This is a genomic window from Synechococcus sp. W4D4 (assembly GCF_047716805.1).
Taxonomy (GTDB): domain Bacteria; phylum Cyanobacteriota; class Cyanobacteriia; order PCC-6307; family Cyanobiaceae; genus Vulcanococcus.
The window spans coordinates 584,277-602,596 of record NZ_CP180404.1 but is presented as its reverse complement, the minus strand read 5'-3'; the positions used below and the strand labels follow the sequence as shown (position 1 = coordinate 602,596).

General features: G+C 62.6%; 18 protein-coding genes and 1 pseudogene. 6 read left to right on the top strand and 13 right to left on the bottom strand.

Annotated features, from left to right (window positions below; all coding sequences use genetic code 11):
- Window positions 1-367: 367 nt before the first annotated feature.
- From ACLM42_RS03370 to ACLM42_RS03360, 3 genes and pseudogenes are all read right to left on the bottom strand, one after another.
- Window positions 368-448: pseudogene (locus ACLM42_RS03370) on the bottom strand (DUF202 domain-containing protein); the annotation flags it as partial.
- A gap of 120 nt (window positions 449-568) precedes the next feature.
- Complete coding sequence (locus tag ACLM42_RS03365; RefSeq protein ID WP_415399718.1) at window positions 569-1,093, bottom strand: hypothetical protein; 525 nt, start codon at window positions 1,091-1,093, stop codon at window positions 569-571.
- Between the two features lie 259 nt (window positions 1,094-1,352).
- On the bottom strand, window positions 1,353-2,717 hold the full coding sequence (locus tag ACLM42_RS03360; protein WP_415399717.1) for a DUF2252 domain-containing protein: 1,365 nt from the start codon (window positions 2,715-2,717) through the stop codon (window positions 1,353-1,355).
- A 90-nt stretch (window positions 2,718-2,807) separates the two neighbouring features.
- On the opposite strand from ACLM42_RS03360, the gene ACLM42_RS03355 reads away from it, so the two are divergent.
- On the top strand, window positions 2,808-4,307 hold the full coding sequence (locus ACLM42_RS03355; protein ID WP_247911333.1) for a peptide ligase PGM1-related protein: 1,500 nt from the start codon (window positions 2,808-2,810) through the stop codon (window positions 4,305-4,307).
- Here ACLM42_RS03355 and ACLM42_RS03350 read toward each other — a convergent pair.
- Together ACLM42_RS03350 and ACLM42_RS03345 are read right to left on the bottom strand one after the other, a co-directional pair.
- Window positions 4,304-4,774: a universal stress protein gene (locus ACLM42_RS03350; protein WP_415399716.1), complete on the bottom strand. Its 471-nt coding sequence runs from the start codon at window positions 4,772-4,774 to the stop codon at window positions 4,304-4,306. The genes ACLM42_RS03355 and ACLM42_RS03350 overlap by 4 nt on opposite strands.
- Before the next feature lie 33 nt (window positions 4,775-4,807).
- Window positions 4,808-5,467, bottom strand: coding sequence for a ParB-like protein (locus tag ACLM42_RS03345; RefSeq protein ID WP_415399715.1), 660 nt, complete (start codon window positions 5,465-5,467; stop codon window positions 4,808-4,810).
- 63 nt (window positions 5,468-5,530) lie between these two features.
- On the opposite strand from ACLM42_RS03345, the gene ACLM42_RS03340 reads away from it, so the two are divergent.
- Window positions 5,531-5,935, top strand: a complete 405-nt coding sequence (locus tag ACLM42_RS03340) for an SgcJ/EcaC family oxidoreductase (protein WP_415399714.1) — start codon at window positions 5,531-5,533, stop codon at window positions 5,933-5,935.
- Here the strand turns inward: ACLM42_RS03340 and ACLM42_RS03335 are convergent.
- The 3 genes from ACLM42_RS03335 to ACLM42_RS03325 form a co-directional block, all read right to left on the bottom strand.
- The gene (locus ACLM42_RS03335; RefSeq protein WP_415399713.1) at window positions 5,932-6,351 is read right to left on the bottom strand and encodes a helix-turn-helix domain-containing protein; all 420 of its coding nucleotides are present in this window, start codon (window positions 6,349-6,351) and stop codon (window positions 5,932-5,934) included. The two genes, ACLM42_RS03340 and ACLM42_RS03335, sit on opposite strands and share 4 nt — an antisense overlap.
- A gap of 126 nt (window positions 6,352-6,477) precedes the next feature.
- Window positions 6,478-6,660, bottom strand: a complete 183-nt coding sequence (locus tag ACLM42_RS03330; RefSeq protein ID WP_247911338.1) for a hypothetical protein — start codon at window positions 6,658-6,660, stop codon at window positions 6,478-6,480.
- 73 nt (window positions 6,661-6,733) lie between these two features.
- Window positions 6,734-7,012: a DUF427 domain-containing protein gene (locus ACLM42_RS03325; protein WP_247911339.1), complete on the bottom strand. Its 279-nt coding sequence runs from the start codon at window positions 7,010-7,012 to the stop codon at window positions 6,734-6,736.
- A gap of 24 nt (window positions 7,013-7,036) precedes the next feature.
- Between ACLM42_RS03325 and ACLM42_RS03320 the strand changes: the two genes are divergently transcribed.
- Window positions 7,037-8,638, top strand: coding sequence for an NCS2 family permease (locus tag ACLM42_RS03320; RefSeq protein ID WP_415399712.1), 1,602 nt, complete (start codon window positions 7,037-7,039; stop codon window positions 8,636-8,638).
- Here ACLM42_RS03320 and ACLM42_RS03315 read toward each other — a convergent pair.
- Entirely contained in the window at window positions 8,619-9,185 is a 567-nt protein-coding gene (locus ACLM42_RS03315) for a DUF2808 domain-containing protein (RefSeq protein ID WP_247911341.1), read from the bottom strand. The genes ACLM42_RS03320 and ACLM42_RS03315 overlap by 20 nt on opposite strands.
- Before the next feature lie 82 nt (window positions 9,186-9,267).
- Between ACLM42_RS03315 and ACLM42_RS03310 the strand changes: the two genes are divergently transcribed.
- On the top strand, window positions 9,268-9,441 hold the full coding sequence (locus ACLM42_RS03310) for a hypothetical protein (RefSeq protein WP_247911342.1): 174 nt from the start codon (window positions 9,268-9,270) through the stop codon (window positions 9,439-9,441).
- A 6-nt stretch (window positions 9,442-9,447) separates the two neighbouring features.
- Here the strand turns inward: ACLM42_RS03310 and ACLM42_RS03305 are convergent, their stop codons facing one another.
- Window positions 9,448-10,704 carry a glutathione S-transferase family protein gene (locus tag ACLM42_RS03305; RefSeq protein ID WP_415399711.1) on the bottom strand — a complete coding sequence of 419 codons (1,257 nt, stop codon included), beginning with the start codon at window positions 10,702-10,704 and terminating at the stop codon, window positions 9,448-9,450.
- Between the two features lie 93 nt (window positions 10,705-10,797).
- On the opposite strand from ACLM42_RS03305, the gene gorA reads away from it, so the two are divergent.
- Together gorA and ACLM42_RS03295 are read left to right on the top strand one after the other, a co-directional pair.
- Window positions 10,798-12,159: a glutathione-disulfide reductase gene (gene gorA / locus ACLM42_RS03300; RefSeq protein WP_415399710.1), complete on the top strand. Its 1,362-nt coding sequence runs from the start codon at window positions 10,798-10,800 to the stop codon at window positions 12,157-12,159.
- A gap of 4 nt (window positions 12,160-12,163) precedes the next feature.
- Window positions 12,164-12,871: an SDR family NAD(P)-dependent oxidoreductase gene (locus tag ACLM42_RS03295; protein ID WP_415399709.1), complete on the top strand. Its 708-nt coding sequence runs from the start codon at window positions 12,164-12,166 to the stop codon at window positions 12,869-12,871.
- Here the strand turns inward: ACLM42_RS03295 and ACLM42_RS03290 are convergent.
- The 3 genes from ACLM42_RS03290 to carB are packed head-to-tail and all read right to left on the bottom strand — an operon-like array spanning window position 12,868 to window position 18,241.
- Window positions 12,868-14,193: an alanine/glycine:cation symporter family protein gene (locus ACLM42_RS03290; protein ID WP_247911346.1), complete on the bottom strand. Its 1,326-nt coding sequence runs from the start codon at window positions 14,191-14,193 to the stop codon at window positions 12,868-12,870. The two genes, ACLM42_RS03295 and ACLM42_RS03290, sit on opposite strands and share 4 nt — an antisense overlap.
- Window positions 14,194-14,227: 34 nt before the next feature.
- Window positions 14,228-14,902 (bottom strand): DUF3386 domain-containing protein, encoded by a 675-nt coding sequence (locus ACLM42_RS03285; protein WP_247911347.1) that lies wholly within the window; start codon window positions 14,900-14,902, stop codon window positions 14,228-14,230.
- A 45-nt stretch (window positions 14,903-14,947) separates the two neighbouring features.
- Complete coding sequence (gene carB, locus ACLM42_RS03280; protein WP_247911348.1) at window positions 14,948-18,241, bottom strand: carbamoyl-phosphate synthase large subunit; 3,294 nt, start codon at window positions 18,239-18,241, stop codon at window positions 14,948-14,950.
- Between the last annotated feature and the right edge of the window lie 79 nt (window positions 18,242-18,320).

Genomic DNA, 18,320 nt, shown 5'->3' with positions numbered 1-18,320 from the left:
CAAATGTTTTGCCCTCGCCCAGGGCACCAAGAAGGAAATCGATCGAACCTATTCAGATCGATTGCACATTGAAGCTCGAGATTTGCGGGAATATACATCTCAAAAACCTTTGAGCATTACCTGAACCAACTAGTTATCACCAGCACAGATGCCACCACTCCGATCAAAGCAATCATTAGGCTTACAGTGGAAGCAGATCCGGCGGAGCCTTCATACACAAAGCCTGGATCACGCAATCGATCCAGCTCGTTACTGTGACTGCAAACAGCTGATATCAAAGAGAATACTCCCGTCACAAGGACTACAAGAGCAAGGATATCTACATCTATTTTTGACAGAGGTACCCTATGCGTAGCGCACAAAGCTTCTATAACTTTATGCAAACCGACCCAAAACCTATGAGAGCTAAAGGTGTCCTAGCCCAAGCCATCAGGGTCCTCTCCTGTGCTTTTCGAGTTCTATGAGGAGCAACTCGTTATCAAGGTTCTTTTGTCAAACACGTGACTACGAAGGCGTGGGCTTCGCTGCTTAAGCATGGGCGGCGCTCAAGGTAGCACCAGAATAAAACTTAAGAAGACAAGAGAAGGTCGAGCTTTTTCTCAATGGCGGCGAGTCGTTCGCCTGTGCGATGTTTCATGTCTCTCGCTTCCTGGATAAACTTATGATTATCACTAGCAAGCTCGTGAACCGTAATGATATTCTTATGATCCTCTTCGGCCCTGAGGTCAGTTTGCTTTGCCTGTATATTTTGCCCAACGATAATGATGGGCAACAGGACTAACTGCAAAAAGGTTTGCGCCGTCCACGCGACAATTGTTATTAGATTACCTGAGCTCAAAGCATCAGGGAGTGAGACAAGTGCAAGAGCTGCGAATATATAAGCACACCACATCGTTCCAACGCTGTCAGTAATGCTTGTTGCAACTTTGTTATTCAGCCTGCCGACCAGACTTTTACCATGAAAGGCTTTTCTTGCCTGAAAAACATTGGCTATTTTTGCCTTCAAAGGCACAGAAGACGCCTTGTCTTGATTAGAGTTTAACGATGCCATTGGGATTGAGATTGCGTTAACGAGAAGACCGAAGGAAACCAAGGGAGTCGAATTGGGCGACTAAAGCACGGATTAAATCACCCTTGAACAACCCTTAAATGGACTCTTTTATCCTGCCAAGGACACTGAAAATAGCAACCTCTTTCTGAAATTCCGAAGCACAGTATTGGCAGCCGATAAATCCAGGTTTTCACTAGCCCTGGAGCGATAAACACGGAAACTCAAGCCTGCTCTATATATCGATAACGAAAAACATGCTCAACCTGGCTGAACGCCGTTCCATTAGCCACCAGCGTCCAGATCAGTCTGAGCTTGTGAGACGGCCCGAGGCCATCGCCTGGAGCAGGGCGCGGTGGTCCTCTTCCACCTGATCGCTGTAGGCCACAGCAAAGCTGGCCATGGCCCGATCAAACGCTTTGTCATCCCCCAGGGCGCCATGGAGCGCTTGGCGCTGTCCGCTTCTGGCGTGGGCCCGGGCCAGGACCGAGGCGCAAAGCTTGGCGTAGGCCTTCAAGGAAGCCGGCTTCATCGCGTCCAGGGGGACCGAGGCCTTCCAATCCCTGAACTGCCGCCAATACAACGGCAACCCCTTCGGCGTAGTGGTCCAGCCCAAGAAGCGATCGCACACGCACTGAATCAAGCGCTGACCTTCGACAACCCGTTGTCCCTCATGCCCAACCTGCTCTCCGAGTTGCTGGCTGATGCAGGACGGCAGAGCCTGTTTGCTTTGCAGCAGCAGCCAATCCTCGGGGTGCGGCCCCTTCATCAAACCAATCGCACAGCGGGTCCCCACGGAACCGACACCGACGGCCTTCAGAGCGGTGTCGATCATGGCGAAGTCCTGCAGCTGATAACGCCGGTGGGACGGCAGGCTGTCGCGATAGCCCGCCAACAGGAAGGCCAGCGCCTCGGCATGGCTGGGGAGAGAGGCAGGATCGACAGGCTCCGGTGAGATCCACAACTGGGCAGGATCCAGCAGAGCGTGCCGCCAGATCAACGGCGGTTCATGGCGAATCTGGGCCGTCCCATCGGGCAGGAACTCACAGTGCTTCTGGATGGCATGACGGCCCGAACGCCGCAGAGCTTGGCCCATCGCAGCCTCCAGATGGGATCGAAAGGCCGTGGCCGGCAGGGCCTCAACAAACCGCTCAACGTGGAGCAGGCAATTCCAAAGCTTCAGGGTGGGAAGGCTGGCGTACTCCGCCATGGCCTTGCGATAGGCCCCCGCCACCTTGCGAGCCAAGCGGAATTGCTCCTCCCTATCCAGCTGCCATTGCCGTGCCACTAGGACGGCACTGACCAGGAGCCGTTTGACATCCCACTCAAACGGCCCAGGAGCCGTCTCATCAAAGTCGTTGATATCAAAAACAAGACTGCGCTCTGGCGAGGCATAAAAACCGAAGTTCAGCAGGTGGGCATCGCCGCAAAGCTGGACCTGATGGGTACTGCGGGGCAACGGAGCCAGATCCGCCGCCATCTGGGCTGCCGTACCCCTGAACCAAGCGAAGGGACTTTCGGCCATGCGGCGATGGCGCTCAGGGATCAGCCAAGGCAAGCGCGTGTGGTTCTGCTCTTCAATCCGAGCAATCGGATCCATCCGATCGATCACCGGTTGCCAAAGCGCCAGGTCCTCCCATCCAGCCAAGTTGGAATCGCTCGAACTCACCGGGCCAGGGCAGTGCACCTATTTACGACTTAGCTGGCCAACGGGCAAAACGGAAGAACCTGGCAAAGATGGAGATGCGCGCCTCGCCCTATGGCCCTCTCCTTTCGGGAACTCCAAGCGCAACTGCAGCCTGGCTGGGGCTGTGAACACAGCGGTCAGAGCGGCCAGTTTGACGTTCTGGTCGTGCCCTCACTCAGCATGGACCAGGCCCTGATGGCCTTGGTGACCGGAGCGCACCACTACGAAGAGCGCCAGTTGTTTTCCCTGATTCGGCTCCGGGATCCCGGCGTCAGGGCCATCTACGTCACGAGCAAGTTGCTGCCAGAGCTGGTGGTCGATGCGGTCTTGGAGCTCTTACCCGGTGTGCCCACCTCCCATGCCCGCCGGCGTCTGCAGCTCTTTGATGCCGACGACGCCTCGAACCGTCCGCTGACTGAAAAACTGCTGGAGCGCCCAGCCCTGCTCGCACGGATCAAGGAGCAATTACGACCCGGCCGCAGCTTCATCAGTTGCTTCGTGGTGACCGAGTTGGAAAAACAGCTCTCCGAGGCACTGCAGATTCCGCTCCTGGGCACAGACCCAGCCCTGGGCCATTGGGGCAGCAAAGCCGGCAGTCGAGAGCTCTTTGCCCGCTGCACAGTTCCCCATCCACCGGGGAGTGATCTGGTCCACAACCTCGAGGACCTGGCCGAAGTCACTGCAGAGCTCTGGGAGGCCCACCCAGAACTCAAGCGCTGCGTGGTCAAGCTCAACGAAGGGATCAGTGGAGAAGGCAATGCATCCCTAGATCTTGAGCTGTTGCAACTGCAGGAGCTCTCTGCCGCAGGCCGTCGCCAGCGGCTGCGGCAAGAACTCGATCATTTACCGATGCCCGCCAAGGGCTGGCTGAGCCTGCTGGCCGAGCAGGGTGCCCTGGTGGAAGCCTGGCTTGAAGGAGGCGACCAGCTCAGCTCCCCCAGCGTGCAAGGGACCATTCATCCGGGGGGCTCCGTTGAGGTCCTCTCCACCCATGAGCAGATCCTGGGGGGGACCAATGGACAGACCTATCAAGGCTGCCGGTTCCCCGCGGACAAGGCCTATCGCCTCGCACTGATGCGCCATGGCCATGCCGTTGGCGAAGCCCTCGCCGCTGAAGGGGCGCTCGAGCGCTACGCCGTCGATTTCATCGCCCGCCTGATCGATGGGCAATGGGACCTGCAAGCGATCGAGGTCAACTTGAGGCAAGGAGGAACCACCCACCCCTATATGGCCCTTCGGGCCATCACTACAGGGACGCTCGATGGGGAATCGGGTGAATTTCTCTCCCCCACCGGACAGGCCTTGCACTACATGGCCACCGACAACCTCACCCACCCCAACCTGCGAGGACTCCTGCCAGCGGACTTGATTGACATCGTGGCCGAAGCGGATCTGCACTACGACCCCGCCCGCCTGCGGGGCAGCGTCTTTCATCTACTGGGCTGCCTTTCGGAGTACGGCAAGTTGGGGATGACCTGCGTGGGCCGCAGCGCCGCAGAAGCCAAGCAGGTCTACACGGCCACCACCGGTCAGCTCATCCAGCAGGCCACCAACGTCAAGAGCGGGCCCTAATCCTGGCCGCGGCCGGGATAGACCAGCACCGGGAGGTCAGCGTGGGTGAGGACCCGTTGGGTTTCACTACCGAGCACAAGACCAGCCAAGCCGCGCCGGCCATGGGAGGCCATGAAGATCAGATCGCAATTGTTCTCGCTGGCTGCCTCAAGGATCGCCTCGTAGATGACGGCATTGACCGAGGTCGCCCCATTCGCGAGCACACCTTTGCTGCTGGCCTTGGCCTTGGCCTGCTCCAAGACCGATTCGGCGTAGTCCGCATTGGCCTTGTTGAACTGCTCGCTCAAAAGAGGATCGAGGACTAAGCCCTCGCCATAGAGGGCCACGTCAGGGCGGCCATAAAAACTGGGTTGAACATGGAAAAAGGTGACCATGGCACCGATTTCACTGGCCATCTGGACCGCCTGATCCACTGCCAACTGGGAGAGTTCTGAACCGTCAGTTGGCACCAGGAGATGACGAAACATCAGCCGCAGTCCTTCGCTCTACCCGCAAGCTAGTCAGGACGGACCAATCCAACCGGCGAGCTGGGACGCGGCCTGGGAGCGAGCCAGGGCGCGAGCGGCGGGCAGGGCCGGCTCCAACTTCGACGAGCTGAAGGGGGGGAGTTGGCGACTGCGCAACCATGCACCCCAGCGGAACTCATGGAAGGGAATCAAGGGCGCCGAGGCGATGACCTTCTCGCGCTTCAACTTCCAAACCAAGCTGCGGTAGGGATCGTCCTGAGTCCCCAGCAGCGTGGGGGGCAAGATCGAGGGGTCCAGTGGCCCCAGGCCGCGGCCGTCATAGAGGTAAAGCCAACCTCGGCGGTGCAATTCGCCCAACACCACGGTGGGGTCATCGCTCTGCACCTCCAGCGCCACATATCCAAAGGCCGTGGCACTGGGATCGAGCTCCAGCAGAGCCCGCAGGCGATGGTGGCGATCCAGCATCCAGAGCTCTCCGGAGGCACTGCGCACCAGCGGCGTGGGCTTGCGCTTTAAGTACTGACGCTGCTCTTTGGGGTCATCCTCAGCAAAATCCCTTTGGCGGCTGACGATCTCCGCCATGCCCACGCAGAGCTGAGTCGGATGCAAATCCTGAATTGGGACCTCCAACAGCGCTTTCTTGCCCCCCGTGGGGGGCGGCAGGGGATGAAACGGTGGCAGACGCAAAGGCATCGCTCGAACCTAAACCGGGTTTTTCAACTGCTGCTGTCTCTGTTCGCCGTTTTGTGTATTGGGGTGAACAGTGCCGAGGCCGTTGATTCCGCCAGTTGCCACACCCTCTCGGAGAGGCAAGTCGCAGGACTGTTCGACCGCTGGAATACGGCCTTGGCCACCGGGGATCCCACCCAAGTCAGCGCCCTTTATCGCCCCGATGCCCTGCTGCTACCCACCCTCTCGGATCAGGCGCGCACCAGTACGGCCGGGATCGAGGACTATTTCAAGGGCTTTTTGAGCAAACACCCCACCGGTCGCATCGATCAACGGGTGATCCAAAGCGACTGCAACGTCGCCATCGATGCCGGCAACTACAGCTTTGAACTCGATGACCAAGGCTGGGTGCAGGCCCGTTACACCTTTGTCTACGTCTACAGGGATGGGACGTGGAGCATTGAGCACCACCACTCCTCGCTGCTGCCCTAGGCCGCCGGCTTGAGCATGTGCCTCAGCTCGCCTCTGGGCAGCTCCGATAACACCGAGGGGACCGGAGGGGAGGACGACTTCACCCGTGATCCCTCCTGGTGCTCGCGGATGGTGAGGCCGTAGATCTCGAGGAAGAAATCGCGATCAGCCACCGATCCCGTCAGGCCACATTGGCGATAGAGCTCACGCAGGGGCGTCCAGGGACGGTCCATGACGAGGCTGTAGAGCTGATGCAGGCGGAAACGCCTGAGGGCCTTGAGCGGTGGCTCACCGCAATGGCTATTGAACAGGTTCTGCAGGGAGCGGACACTGACATGGACGTGGGCCGCGAGGTCAGGCATCCGCAGATCGCTTGCGAAATGCTCGGCGACATAAACGGCCAGCGCCCGCATCACCTCAGCATCTGCAGGGTTCACAACCCGTTGATGAGCTGGGAGACCCGGCAAGAGAACAATCCTGGGTCCCAAAAATTACGGGAAGATCCTGAACCGAATGGAGTTATGTCATGGAATTCGGGGCACTATGCAGTATCTGCATAGTGCTCAACGCATCCGACCTGAGGCCGTCCGTTTTGCAGCGAAGGTCGTCGATGCCAATGGGGAGTGGGCAGCATTTCGCCAACGGCGCTGACGGCGCTGCTGCCACCAGGTCAGTAGAACCCGCAGAGCGATGAAGCCATAGAGGCCAAGCAACAGCAAGCTTGCGACCTCTTTGAAGCTCGCCATGGCCAGGGTCGTTGCGAAACCCCTTCATGCAAGCCGTGACTCCAACCGCGTCAATCGGCATTTGTGCCAAGGATTAGCTCACCTTCACCCCTTTCCAGAAGGCCACCCGCTCGGTGATTTCTGCGGCGGCGGGCTTGGGGGTCTCGTAGCTCCAGGCGCAGTTGGCATTGACCTCACCATTCACCACGACATCCCAGTAACGGGCGGTGCCTTTCCAACCGCAGCTGGTGGTGTGGCTGCTGTCTCGAAAGAACTCCTGCTTGAGGGCAGCGCGGGGGAAATAGGGATTGCCATCGACCATGACGATGTCGTCGCTCTCGGCAATCACGGTTCCGTTCCAGCTGGCTTGCATGCTTGAGGGGATGCCACTGCAGCCATGATCTCGCCTGACCCGAGCAAGACGGGACCCCGCTGGTTCGTTAGCGGCGATCTGGATGGCTTTCTGGGCTTAAGCCTGGACAACCTGATCCAAATCCTGCTGATCCTGGGGCTCTGCCGAGGAGTCCTGGGCTACCCCGATGCCCTGGTCTTTGGAACGATTCTTCCCGCCACCGGCATCAGCCTGTTGATCGGCAATGGCGCCTATGCCCTGCAGGCCTACCGGCTGGCGCAACGGGAGAGGCGTAGCGACCGAACGGCCCTGCCCTACGGCATCAACACCGTCAGCCTGTTTGCCTACATCTTCCTGGTGATGCTGCCGGTGAAACTCACCGCCTTGAGCCAGGGCGTCGATGAGGCCACCGCAGTTCGGCTCTCCTGGCAGGCGGGCCTGATGGCCTGCCTGGGTTCTGGCTTGATCGAGGCCAGCGGAGCCTTCTGCGCCGATTGGCTGCGGCGTTGGCTGCCGCGGGCCGCCCTGCTCTCAACCTTGGCCGGAATTGCCCTGGGCTACATCGCGTTGGGCTTCCTGCTGCGCACCTATGCCCACCCCCTGGTGGGTCTGGCGGTCTTGGCAGTGATCCTGGCCACCTACTACGGGAAAGTCCGCTTTCCGATCCCCGGCGGCTTGCTGGCGGTCCTGGTCGGCTGTGTCCTGGCCTGGAGCAGCGGACTGATCGAGGCCAACCCCGAGCGCTGGGCCCAGGAGGCAGCCCAGATCGGCTGGCGCATGCCCCAGCTGGAACTGGGCAGTCTCTGGGCAGCGCGAGGGCAACTGCTGCCCTGGCTGGGGGTGATCGTGCCGATGGGCTTGTTCAACGTGCTCGGCTCGCTGCAGAACATTGAGAGCGCCGAGGCAGCTGGTGATCGCTATCCAGTGCGCAGTTCCCTCTTGATCAATGGCCTGGGCACCGTGGTCGCGGCAGGGTTGGGGTCCTGCTTCCCCACCACGATCTACATCGGACATCCCGGCTGGAAAGGGATGGGGGCCCGCATTGGCTACTCCTGGTTGAACGGCCTGTTGATGGGGGCGGCCTGCCTACTGGGCCTCTTTGGCGTCGTGGGCCAGATCGTGCCGATCGAAGCCGGGATGGCCATCGTCCTCTACATCGGCCTGGTCATCACCGCCCAGGCCTTTGAAGCCACCCCCCGCTCCCATGCCGCCGCGGTCGCCCTAGGGCTGATGCCGGGCCTCGCTGGATGGGGGGCCTTACTGATCAAGGCGGGCTTGCGGGCCGGTGGTGCCGGAGGTCCAGAGACCCCCTTTGGTCCCGGGCTGCTGGAGGGGCTTCAGCAAGCAGATGTCTGGGCCGCCGGCGCTTTTGCCCTGGAGCAGGGGCAGATCATCACGGCCATGCTCCTGGCCGCGATGGTGGTCTACGCGATCGAGCAGCGCTTCAAGGCCGCCTGCCTGACGGCCTTGGTGGCCGCCGTTTGCTCCTGGTTTGGCGTGATCCACGCCTGGCAGTTCAGTGCCAGCGACACCACCCTGCAGCTCGGCTGGGGAACGGGGGCGGCCTGGGCCCAGGGCTATCTGGCGATGGCCGTGGTCTTCGCAGTGGCCAGCCTCAGGCGCCAGATCACCAGAAGCGACTCATGATCTCAAGCCGCGCCACCCCCAACGGAGCCGGCACCGGGTTGGGACCGGCGGGCAGGGCCTGCACCGCAAAGACATAGGTGTCGGCCCAGGTGGGATTCAGCGGCGGCCGCAGGGCCAGGGTGACCACTTGCCCTGGTTGGGGAGGCTCAGGGAAGACTGCCCGCAGGGTGCGGGTCGCCTGATCAAAGGTGGCCTCAACGGGAACGGCAGCCCCTTCCCGCCGGGGACGGCCGATGAACGCCCGTGCCCGCTTGGGCGCCAAGGAGAATTGGCGATCCACCCCGCGGATCTGGGTGATCACCAGCCCACCTAAACCAGCCCCGGCCTTTTCCGCCAGGGTGACGGTGAAGTAGTACTCCCCCTGGGCCTGGTTGACGTACCAGTAGTAGTTGGTGAAATCCACCTTCCAGGGCGGATTCGTGAAGTAGGTCTGCCCCCTGAGCTCCAGTGCCGCCGCGGGTTCAGGAGAGATGGCATCCGGCACGCCGGAGAGAAGCAAACCCAGCGCCGTGCAGGCGGCAGCCGATGACGCTCTCCAAGCAGCCATAGCAGCGTTGGTGTGGATGGTTGAACGCTAGCCAGCGTTTTGGGGAGCAGTTGATATCTTCAAAGCACTGCAGCGCACCTCGATGAACCGGGCTGAACTCGATGCCATCGAACTGATGCTGCGTGATCTGAACACCCGCCACGAAGAGATCCGCCACCGGGCTGCCTTCCGCGGCTGCACCCGCGAGTTGGTCACCCTGCAGCAGGAACTGGTCGAGTACCTGATGGCCAAGAAGGCCGAGGTCAGCGGCCGTTAAATCCTCTCAGGCCTCGGCGAGAAAGGGAATCGGGTTCTGATCACGCCGGTGCTGCACCGGCAGCGGGGCTGGTTGCTCCTGGCTGTCGAGCGCCGCAGTGGTCTCCAGGGCACTGCGCAGCAGACGGCCGGCATGCAAGGACATATCCCGCGGGACGGAGATGCGATCCCGCAAATAGCGCAGACCCACGGCTGTCCCGGCGGGGGGAGCGATGGGACCGTTCTTCGGCTTCAGCAGCAGGGTGAGGGCCGAGCGCAGGGCTTGATCAAAGGCCGGTGAGGCGGCGGGATTGAGCGCAATCAACCTCTCCCGATGCCGCAGCACCCGCGACACCGCCTCAATGTGAGCCCCTTCCGGCTGCGTCTGGCGGGTCTCGATCACCGCCGGATCCTCCAGGGGCCAGGGCCCCTGGTCGATCAACTGGGCGACCCGCCGTTGCTGGGCACCACCACTGGCCAAACAACAGCCCATCTGCGGCGGCAGGTCATGGGCATGGGTGTGGAAATCGCTTTGGGTTCCCAGGTAGGTGCGGCGCTGCTCAAGCGCCGTGAACCAACGGTCAATGGCCGGGTGCTGCTGACGAATCCCGTAGCCCTTGTAGTAAGCGAGGGAGGCGTTCATCCGCTCGAGGTAGGGGATGAAGATCACATCGGCGCTGCTGAAGCGCTCGAGGAAGAACGGACCGGGAGTGGCCTCAAGGGCCTCCTCCACCAAGCGGGCGATCCGGGCGAAGTGCTGCTCCGCTGGTGCGCTGTGGGCCCCCTCACCGTCGCAGTAGCAAAGCCACTGACACCAGGCGCGAAAGAGGCGGCGCTCGAGCTGCCGCAGGGGGAAGACATCGGGATCGCTCAGCCCGGCCTCAAGGGGACCGAAGCCATCCTCAAGGGCCTGCAGGATCACGTCGCTTTCGGTGTAGAGCCGGCCATCGAGCTCCAGGGCCGGGAGCATCCCTGAGGGGACGACCTGCTTGTACCAGCGCTCCTTCTCGCCGTAGCAGAACATCGTGACCTTGCGGATCCGATAGGGAATCCGCTTCTCCTCGAGCCAGAGCCAGACCTTCTGGCAGTAGGGGCACCAGGCGTGGTGATCGCGGTAAAGGGTGACGCGCACCTCCGACTCCGGCCGGCCAAAGAGCCGCAGCCGTGCTTGGGCATTGGTGGGCCCCTCCTGGCGGAGCTGCAGCAATTGCTCTTCGCTCTGGAGGGGCAGCAGTTCAGCGAGGTCGTCCCAGCTCAGTGCTTGCGGACCCGGGGAGCTGAACATCAACGGGAGGGCGGGACGGTCCCCTGTTTTAGGGAATCAAGGCAGCAGCTCGGGCCCCTCTAGGCAACACTTGGGGCAGGCAAGGGCGATGGCATGAGCGACCACTTCGATCTGATCGTGATCGGGGCCGGATCTGGCGGACTGGCCGCCGCCAAGCGAGCGGCCTCCTACGGCGCCCGGGTCGCCATCGTCGAAGGGGACCGAGTCGGCGGCACCTGCGTCATCCGCGGTTGCGTCCCAAAAAAACTGATGGTCTATGGCTCAGCCGTCCGCCATCAACTCAGCGATGCCGCGAGCTACGGCTGGAGCCTCGGCGAGAGCTGCCATGACAGCAGCGTGCTGCTCAGCAAAGTGCGGGCTGAGGTCGATCGACTCAACCAACTGCACATCGGCTTCCTGGAGAAGGCGGGTGTGCAGTTGCTGAGCGGTTGGGGTCGCTTGGCCGATGACCGGACGATCAGCGTGCAGGACAGCAGCGGGGTAGAAACCCATCGGCTGACGGCGGAGCGGATCTTGATCGCCGTGGGGGGGCGCCCCCATCGCCCCGAGATCCCTGGAGCCGAGCTGGGCTGGGTCAGTGACGACATGTTCGAACTCCAGCAATTCCCCAAAGAGGTGGTGGTCGTCGGCGCCGGCTTCATCGCCTGTGAGTTCGCCTGCATCCTCAACGGCCTGGGGGTCAAGGTCACCCAACTGGTGCGCGGCGACCACCTGCTGCGGGGCTTCGACCGGGAATGCGGCCTGGCGGTCCAGGAAGCGATGGAGGCCGAAGGCATCGAAGTCCGCCTGGCCCACAGCCCCGCCGCCATCGAAGGACAACCGGAGGACCTGACAGTGGTGACCCAAAGCGGCGAGCGGATCGCTTGCAACGGCGTGCTGCTGGCCACCGGACGCCGGCCCTTCCTAGCGGGCCTCAACCTCGAGGCCGCTGGGGTGGCCGTGGAAGGCCATCGCATTCCCGTTGACGCGGATCAGCGCACCAACGTGCCCCACATCTACGCCGTGGGAGACGTCACCGATCGGATCAACTTGACCCCGGTTGCCATCGATGAGGGCCGGGCCCTGGCGGACACGATTTGGGGTAACAAGCCCCGCCAGGTGGACCATGACCTGGTGGCCGCTGCGGTCTTCTCCCAGCCGGAGCTCTCCAGCGTCGGCCTCAGCGAGGAGGCTGCGATCAAGCGATTTGGATCAGACGGCGTCAAGGTGCACCGGGCCCGCTTCCGGCCCATGAGTCAGGCCCTACCGGCCCGCGATCCCAAGGTGCTGCTGAAACTCGTCCTCGAGGCGGCCACGGGCAAGGTGGTCGGCTGCCACATGGTGGGGGAGCACGCCGCCGAGATCATTCAGATGGCCGCGATCGCCGTCGGCATGGGGGCCACCAAGGCCGATTTCGACCGCACGATGGCGCTCCATCCGACGATCTCCGAGGAGTTCGTCACGCTGCCCAACTAAGGCGATGCGCACACTCTTGATCAGCGGCGCCAGCCGCGGCATCGGCCGGGGCATGGCTGAGCGTTTGTTGAGGGATGGCCATCGCCTCAGCCTGGGCCTGCGCAACCCAGACGATCTCAAGGCCAGCCCCCTCGATCCGGATAGGGCCGGAGCTGATCGCGTGCTGCTGCATCCCTATGACGCCGCTGTGCCAAGCGATGCCGAAGCCTGGGTGCAGGCGACGCTGGAGCGCTTTGGCCAGCTGGACAGCGTGATCCACTGCGCGGGGATCTTCTCGCGGGTGCCGCTGGTGTTTGAAAGCGGCCAAGAGGAGGAGATTCAGCGCCTCTTCGAGGTCAATGTCATGGGCCCCTGGTGGCTGACCCGCGCCGCCTGGCCGCAGCTGGCCGCCCATGGCTCCGGGCGAATCGTCGTGCTGGTGTCGATGAGCGGCAAACGCACCAAGGGACGCCTGGCGGCCTACAGCACCAGCAAGTTCGCCTTGATGGGGCTCTGTCAGACGATGCGCAATGAAGGCTGGGAGAGCGGCATCCGGGTCACGGCGATCTGCCCGAGTTGGGTCAACACCGACATGGCCGCCGCAGTGAAGGCCTTGCCGCCTGAGCAGATGACCCAAAGCGAGGACCTCGCCTCCCTCACCAGCCAGCTGCTGGAGCAACCCAACAGCTGTGTGCCCTTTGAGCTAGCGGTGAACTGCAACCTGGAGGCCTAACGCTCGAACTTGTACTCACGGGTCAGCTGGAAGACCGTGCCGCTGAGCAGCAGCAGGGCGATCAGGTTGGGCAGAGCCATCAGGCCATTGAGGGTGTCAGCCACCCCCCAGACCACACCGCGATCACCGGCCACCGAACCAATCACAACCACTGCAACCCAGACGAAGCGGAAGGGCTTGATCGCCCGCTCACCGAACAGAAATTCGGTGCAACGCTCGCCGTAGAAGCTCCAGCCCAGAACGGTGGTGAAGGCAAAGATCACCAGGCCGGCGGTGACGACCCAACCCGAGCCGCTCAGGCCGGTGTTGAAGGCCAGGATCGAGAGGTTGGAGCCCGACTCACCACTGCCATAGACACCCGTGGTGATGATCACCAGGGCGGTCATGGTGCAAATGATCAGGGTGTCGATCACGGTGCCGAGCATGGCCACCGTCCCCTGACGAACCGGGTCATTGGTGCGGGCTGCCGCGTGGGCAATCGGAGCACTGCCCAGACCGGCTTCATTGGAGAAGATGCCGCGCTTGAAGCCCATCAGCACCACCTGGCCGAAGGCGCCACCGGCGGCAGCCTGTCCATTGAAGGCATTGCTGAAGATCGTGCCGAAGGCAGCCGGCACATCGCTGATGTTGAGGCCCAGCACCACCAGGCAGGCCAGGACATAGAGGATCGACATCGCCGGCACCAAAGCCGAAGCGGCCTGGGAGATCCGGTTGATGCCGCCAACAATCACGGCAAAGACCAAACCGCCCAGCACTAAACCGGTGGCCACCCGGGGAATCCCAGCCGCCGCCAGGGCACTGGAGACCTCAAAACACTGGACGCCATTACCGATGCCGAAGCCCGCCAACATCCCGAAGATGGCGAAGAGCACCGCCAACCACTGCCAGTTGGGACCCAGGCCATTGCGGATGTAGTACATCGGGCCGCCAACGTGGTTGCCCAGGCCGTCGACTTCCCGGTAGCGAACGGCGAGGACCGCCTCGGCGTACTTGGTGGCGATGCCGAAGACGGCGATCACCCACATCCAAAAGACCGCCCCGGGACCACCGATGGCGATCGCTCCGGCGACCCCGGCGATGTTGCCCGTACCGATCGTCGCCGAGAGGGACGTCATCAAGGCACCGAAGGCGCTGATATCTCCAGCCTCTCCAGCCGCAGCGGGCTTGGCGAGCATCCGCACGCCATAGCCAATGCGCTGCAGCGGCATCAAGCGCAACCCCAGCATCAACACGATGCCGGTGACTGCGATGAGCGTGACCATGGGCCAGCCCCAGACGACCCCGTTAATCGGGTCGTTGATGGCCTTGATGAGTTGTTCCATCCATCACCAGAGGATCCGGCGATGGTGGCACGATTCAGGCGGGGCTCAGGGCTTCGAAACGAAAGACCTGACGACCTGCAGGACTATCACCGAAGGCCTCAGTTTCCACCACCCGCTCACTCAGCACCCAGGGGCCTTCGCCGGCCAAGGGAACAAAGGTGTCGGTGAAGCTGCTCTTGCCGCCGCGGGCCTCGCCACTGGCGGGATCGGCGTACTGACTCGTGTAGGTGTGACTGAGGTAGCCACTACCGGTGTCGGTGGTGCTCTCGGTGAAGATCGTCACCACGGTGCCGTGGATGTGGCGGTGCACCATCGTCACCACGTCATCCTTGATCCGGTAGCGATCGCCATCGTTCTTGCCGCCGACGATCACCTCAGTGCCCACCGCATCGGTCTCACCGGCGGTGAAGGTGTTCTCGCCGTGGGTCTGCTCAAAGCTGCGGCGCACCCGGTGAATGCAGACCTCCCAGAGCTGGGACGCGATCGCCTTGTGGATCTCCTCGTTCTCAATGCCCTCCACCTGGGCCTTGAGGTCAGCGCCGACCTTGAAGGTGCCTTCCACGCGCTGGTCGCCCTGCTCCCAGATGCAGCTGCCGCTGTAGCCGCCAAAGCCAGGGGCCCAGGTGTAGCGGTTTTCGTAGGCCGCCCGGAAGGCAGCCGTGCAGTCGGAACCAGAGCTAACCGGAGCAGAGCTTGGGGCGACGGTCACGGCGAGACATGCGACAGAAGATTCACCCTACGGGGCAATCCCCCCCTAGCCGTGGATGTCCTGCAGGGCGCGCACCTGCAGCTCCTGGGCCTGGAGTGCAGCGATGCCCTCCACCGCCGCCCGGGCACCAGCCAGGGTCGTCACGGTCGTCACGGCGTAGTCAATCGCGGCGCGGCGCAGGTACTTGTCGTCGTGGGCAGCCTGACGGCCGACGGGGGTGTTGATCACCAGCTGGATCTCACCGGAGCGGATCGCGTCTTCAATGTTCGGGCGGCCCTCATGCACCTTGAGCACGGTCTCCACCTTGAGCCCCGCTGCTGAGAGAGCACGGGCGGTGCCTTCGGTGGCCACCAGGCGGAAGCCCATCTGGTCCAAGCGCTGGGCGACGGGCAGCAGCGCTGACTTGTCGCGGTCGTGGGTGGAGAGAAACACCGTGCCAGTGGTGGGTAGGGCTTCGTTGGCCCCCAGTTCCGCCTTGGCGTAGGCCAGGCCAAAGCTGGTGGCCGTGCCCATCACCTCACCGGTGCTGCGCATCTCGGGACCCAGGATTGAGTCGGCACCGGGGAAGCGCTTGAAGGGCAGCACCGCCTCCTTGACCGCCTGAAGGGGCGGCTTGGGCTCGCTGGTCAGACCGATCTGCTCGAGGGTTTTGCCAGACATGATCCGGCTGGCCACCTTGGCCAGAGGAACGCCGGTGGCCTTGGCCACAAACGGCACCGTGCGGGACGCACGGGGGTTGGCCTCAATGATGTAGACGAGACCGTCCTTGATGGCGAACTGCAGGTTGATCAGTCCATTGACCTGAAGAGCCAGGGCCAGGGCCTCACTCCACTGGCGGATCGTGGCCAGGGCGTCCTGCTCCAGGCTCACCGAAGGCAGGGCGCAGGCTGAGTCACCGGAGTGAACACCAGCCGGCTCGATGTGCTCCATCAGGCCACCGATGACGACCTTGCCAGTGCCATCACAGAGGGCATCGACATCCACCTCGGTGGCGTTCTCGAGGTACTGGTCAATCAAGACCGGATGATCGGGCTCGACGTTCACCGCTTCAATCATGTAGCGGTTCAGTTCGTCCTCTCCGTAGACCACCTCCATGGCGCGGCCACCGAGGACGTAACTGGGGCGGACCACCACGGGATAGCCGACGCGCTCGGCCACCACCCGGGCCTCCGCTTCGCTGCGGGCCAGGCCATTGCGAGGCTGACGGATGTCGAGGCGACGCAGGATTGCTTCGAACTGCTCGCGGTCTTCCGCGTTGTCAATCGATTCAGGGGAGGTGCCCCAGATGCGGGTGCCCGTGGCCTGACCGGCGGGGGAATCCAGCCAGCGCAGCAGCGGAATCGCCAGCTTTAGTGGGGTCTGGCCGCCGAACTGAACGATGACCCCTTCCGGCTTCTCGGCCTCGATGACGTTGAGCACATCCTCAAAAGTGAGGGGCTCGAAGTAGAGACGATCGGAGGTGTCGTAATCGGTGGAGACCGTCTCCGGGTTGGAGTTCACCATCACGGTGGCGAACCCTTCCTCCTGCAGAGCAAAGGAGGCGTGGACGCAGCAGTAGTCGAACTCGATGCCCTGGCCGATGCGGTTGGGGCCGCCCCCAAGGATCATCACCTTGCGGCGCGATTCCGGCTGGACCTCCGACTCCGGAGCCATTAATTCCAGGCTTCCGTCCGCCAGCAAGCGCTCCATCGGCCGCTCATAGGTCGCGTAGTGATACGGGGTGCTGGAGGCAAACTCCGCGGCGCAGGTGTCCACGGTTTTGAACACCGCATTCACCCCAAGGCCCTGGCGGTGCGAGCGCACCTCCAATTCCTTGCTGCCAGTGGCCCAGGCGATCTGACGGTCGGAGAAGCCCAGCTGTTTGAGCTCCAATAGTGCGGCGGTATCCAGCGCAGCCAGGCTCTGGCCCTTCAGCAACCGTTGTTCGGCCTCAATGATCCGGCGCAACTTCGCCAGGAACCAGGGATCGATGGCCGAGATGCGATGGATGTCGGCATCGCTGTAGCCATTCACCATGGCGGTGCGCACCGCAAAGATCCGATCGGGCGCAGGGGTGCGGAGCTCCCGATCAAGATCGGAGCGCTCGGGGCTGGGATCCGGGCGATCGCAACCCCAGCCAGCATGGCCGGTCTCCAGGGAGCGCAGGGCCTTCTGGAAGGACTCTTCGAAGTTGCGACCGATGGCCATGGCCTCGCCCACAGACTTCATCGCCGTGGTCAGTACCGCCGGGCTGCCGCGAAACTTCTCGAAGGCAAAGCGGGGGACCTTCGTGACGACGTAGTCAATCGTGGGCTCAAAACAGGCCGGGGTCTTGCCGGTGATGTCGTTGAGGATCTCGTCGAGGGTGTAACCAACGGCCAAGCGAGCAGCGATCTTGGCGATCGGGAACCCCGTGGCCTTCGAAGCCAGGGCCGAGGAGCGAGACACCCTCGGATTCATCTCAATCACGATCACGTCCCCATTGGCGGGATTGATCGCGAACTGGATGTTGCTGCCGCCGGTGTCCACTCCGATTTCCCGGATGATCGCGATCGACTGGTCACGCAGACGCTGGTATTCGCGGTCCGTCAGGGTCTGGGCTGGAGCCACGGTGATCGAATCACCGGTGTGCACCCCCATCGGATCGAGGTTTTCAATGGAGCAGACGATCACCACGTTGTCGGCGGTGTCGCGCATCACCTCCAGCTCGAACTCCTTCCAACCGAGCAGGGACTGCTCGATCAGGATCTGATTCACGGGGCTGGCATCCAGGCCGCTCAGACAGATGGCCCTGAACTCTTCGGGGTTGTAAGCGATGCCCCCACCGCTGCCGCCCAGGGTGAAGGCGGGTCGAATAATCCGGGGATAGCTGCCGATCTGATCACCGACGGCCTCGGCCTCCTCCAAGGTCGTGGCGATTCCTGAGGGGCAAACACCCACCCCAATGCGTCCCATGGCCCGCTTAAACAGGTCCCGGTCTTCCGCCTTCTCGATCGCCTCGAGGTTGGCGCCGATCAGCTCAACGCCGTACTTCTCCAGGGTGCCGTCCTTGGAAAGGGCCACCGCCAGGTTCAGGGCCGTCTGACCGCCCATGGTCGGCAGGAGAGCATCGGGGCGCTCCTGCTCAATCACCCGCCGGACCACATCAGGGGTGAGGGGCTCGATATAAGTGCGATCCGCCATGTCCGGATCGGTCATGATCGAGGCGGGGTTGCTGTTCACCAGCACCACCTCAAAACCCTCGGCCCGCAAGGCTTTACACGCCTGCGTCCCCGAGTAATCAAATTCACAGGCTTGACCGATCACGATCGGGCCTGACCCCAGCAGCAGGATGCGACGCAGATCCGTGCGACGGGGCATAGGAGGGGGCCGGCAGCCAAACCCATCCAGCCTCTCACGCGGTCGAAACCCCTTGCTGTTAAGGCAGACCCAGCCAACG

Excerpts from the sequence above, each read along its gene's own strand:
- ACLM42_RS03355 (WP_247911333.1), top strand. The coding sequence starts at position 2,808 with ATGGCCCTCTCCTTTCGGGAACTCCAAGCGCAACTGCAGCCTGGCTGG.
- ACLM42_RS03350 (WP_415399716.1), bottom strand. The coding sequence starts at position 4,774 with ATGTTTCGTCATCTCCTGGTGCCAACTGACGGTTCAGAACTCTCCCAG.
- ACLM42_RS03345 (WP_415399715.1), bottom strand. The coding sequence starts at position 5,467 with ATGCCTTTGCGTCTGCCACCGTTTCATCCCCTGCCGCCCCCCACGGGG.
- ACLM42_RS03330 (WP_247911338.1), bottom strand. The coding sequence starts at position 6,660 with ATGGCGAGCTTCAAAGAGGTCGCAAGCTTGCTGTTGCTTGGCCTCTAT.
- ACLM42_RS03325 (WP_247911339.1), bottom strand. The coding sequence starts at position 7,012 with ATGCAAGCCAGCTGGAACGGAACCGTGATTGCCGAGAGCGACGACATC.
- ACLM42_RS03320 (WP_415399712.1), top strand. The coding sequence starts at position 7,037 with ATGATCTCGCCTGACCCGAGCAAGACGGGACCCCGCTGGTTCGTTAGC.
- ACLM42_RS03315 (WP_247911341.1), bottom strand. The coding sequence starts at position 9,185 with ATGGCTGCTTGGAGAGCGTCATCGGCTGCCGCCTGCACGGCGCTGGGT.
- ACLM42_RS03310 (WP_247911342.1), top strand. The coding sequence starts at position 9,268 with ATGAACCGGGCTGAACTCGATGCCATCGAACTGATGCTGCGTGATCTG.
- ACLM42_RS03305 (WP_415399711.1), bottom strand. The coding sequence starts at position 10,704 with ATGTTCAGCTCCCCGGGTCCGCAAGCACTGAGCTGGGACGACCTCGCT.
- gorA (WP_415399710.1), top strand. The coding sequence starts at position 10,798 with ATGAGCGACCACTTCGATCTGATCGTGATCGGGGCCGGATCTGGCGGA.
- ACLM42_RS03295 (WP_415399709.1), top strand. The coding sequence starts at position 12,164 with ATGCGCACACTCTTGATCAGCGGCGCCAGCCGCGGCATCGGCCGGGGC.
- ACLM42_RS03290 (WP_247911346.1), bottom strand. The coding sequence starts at position 14,193 with ATGGAACAACTCATCAAGGCCATCAACGACCCGATTAACGGGGTCGTC.
- carB (WP_247911348.1), bottom strand. The coding sequence starts at position 18,241 with ATGCCCCGTCGCACGGATCTGCGTCGCATCCTGCTGCTGGGGTCAGGC.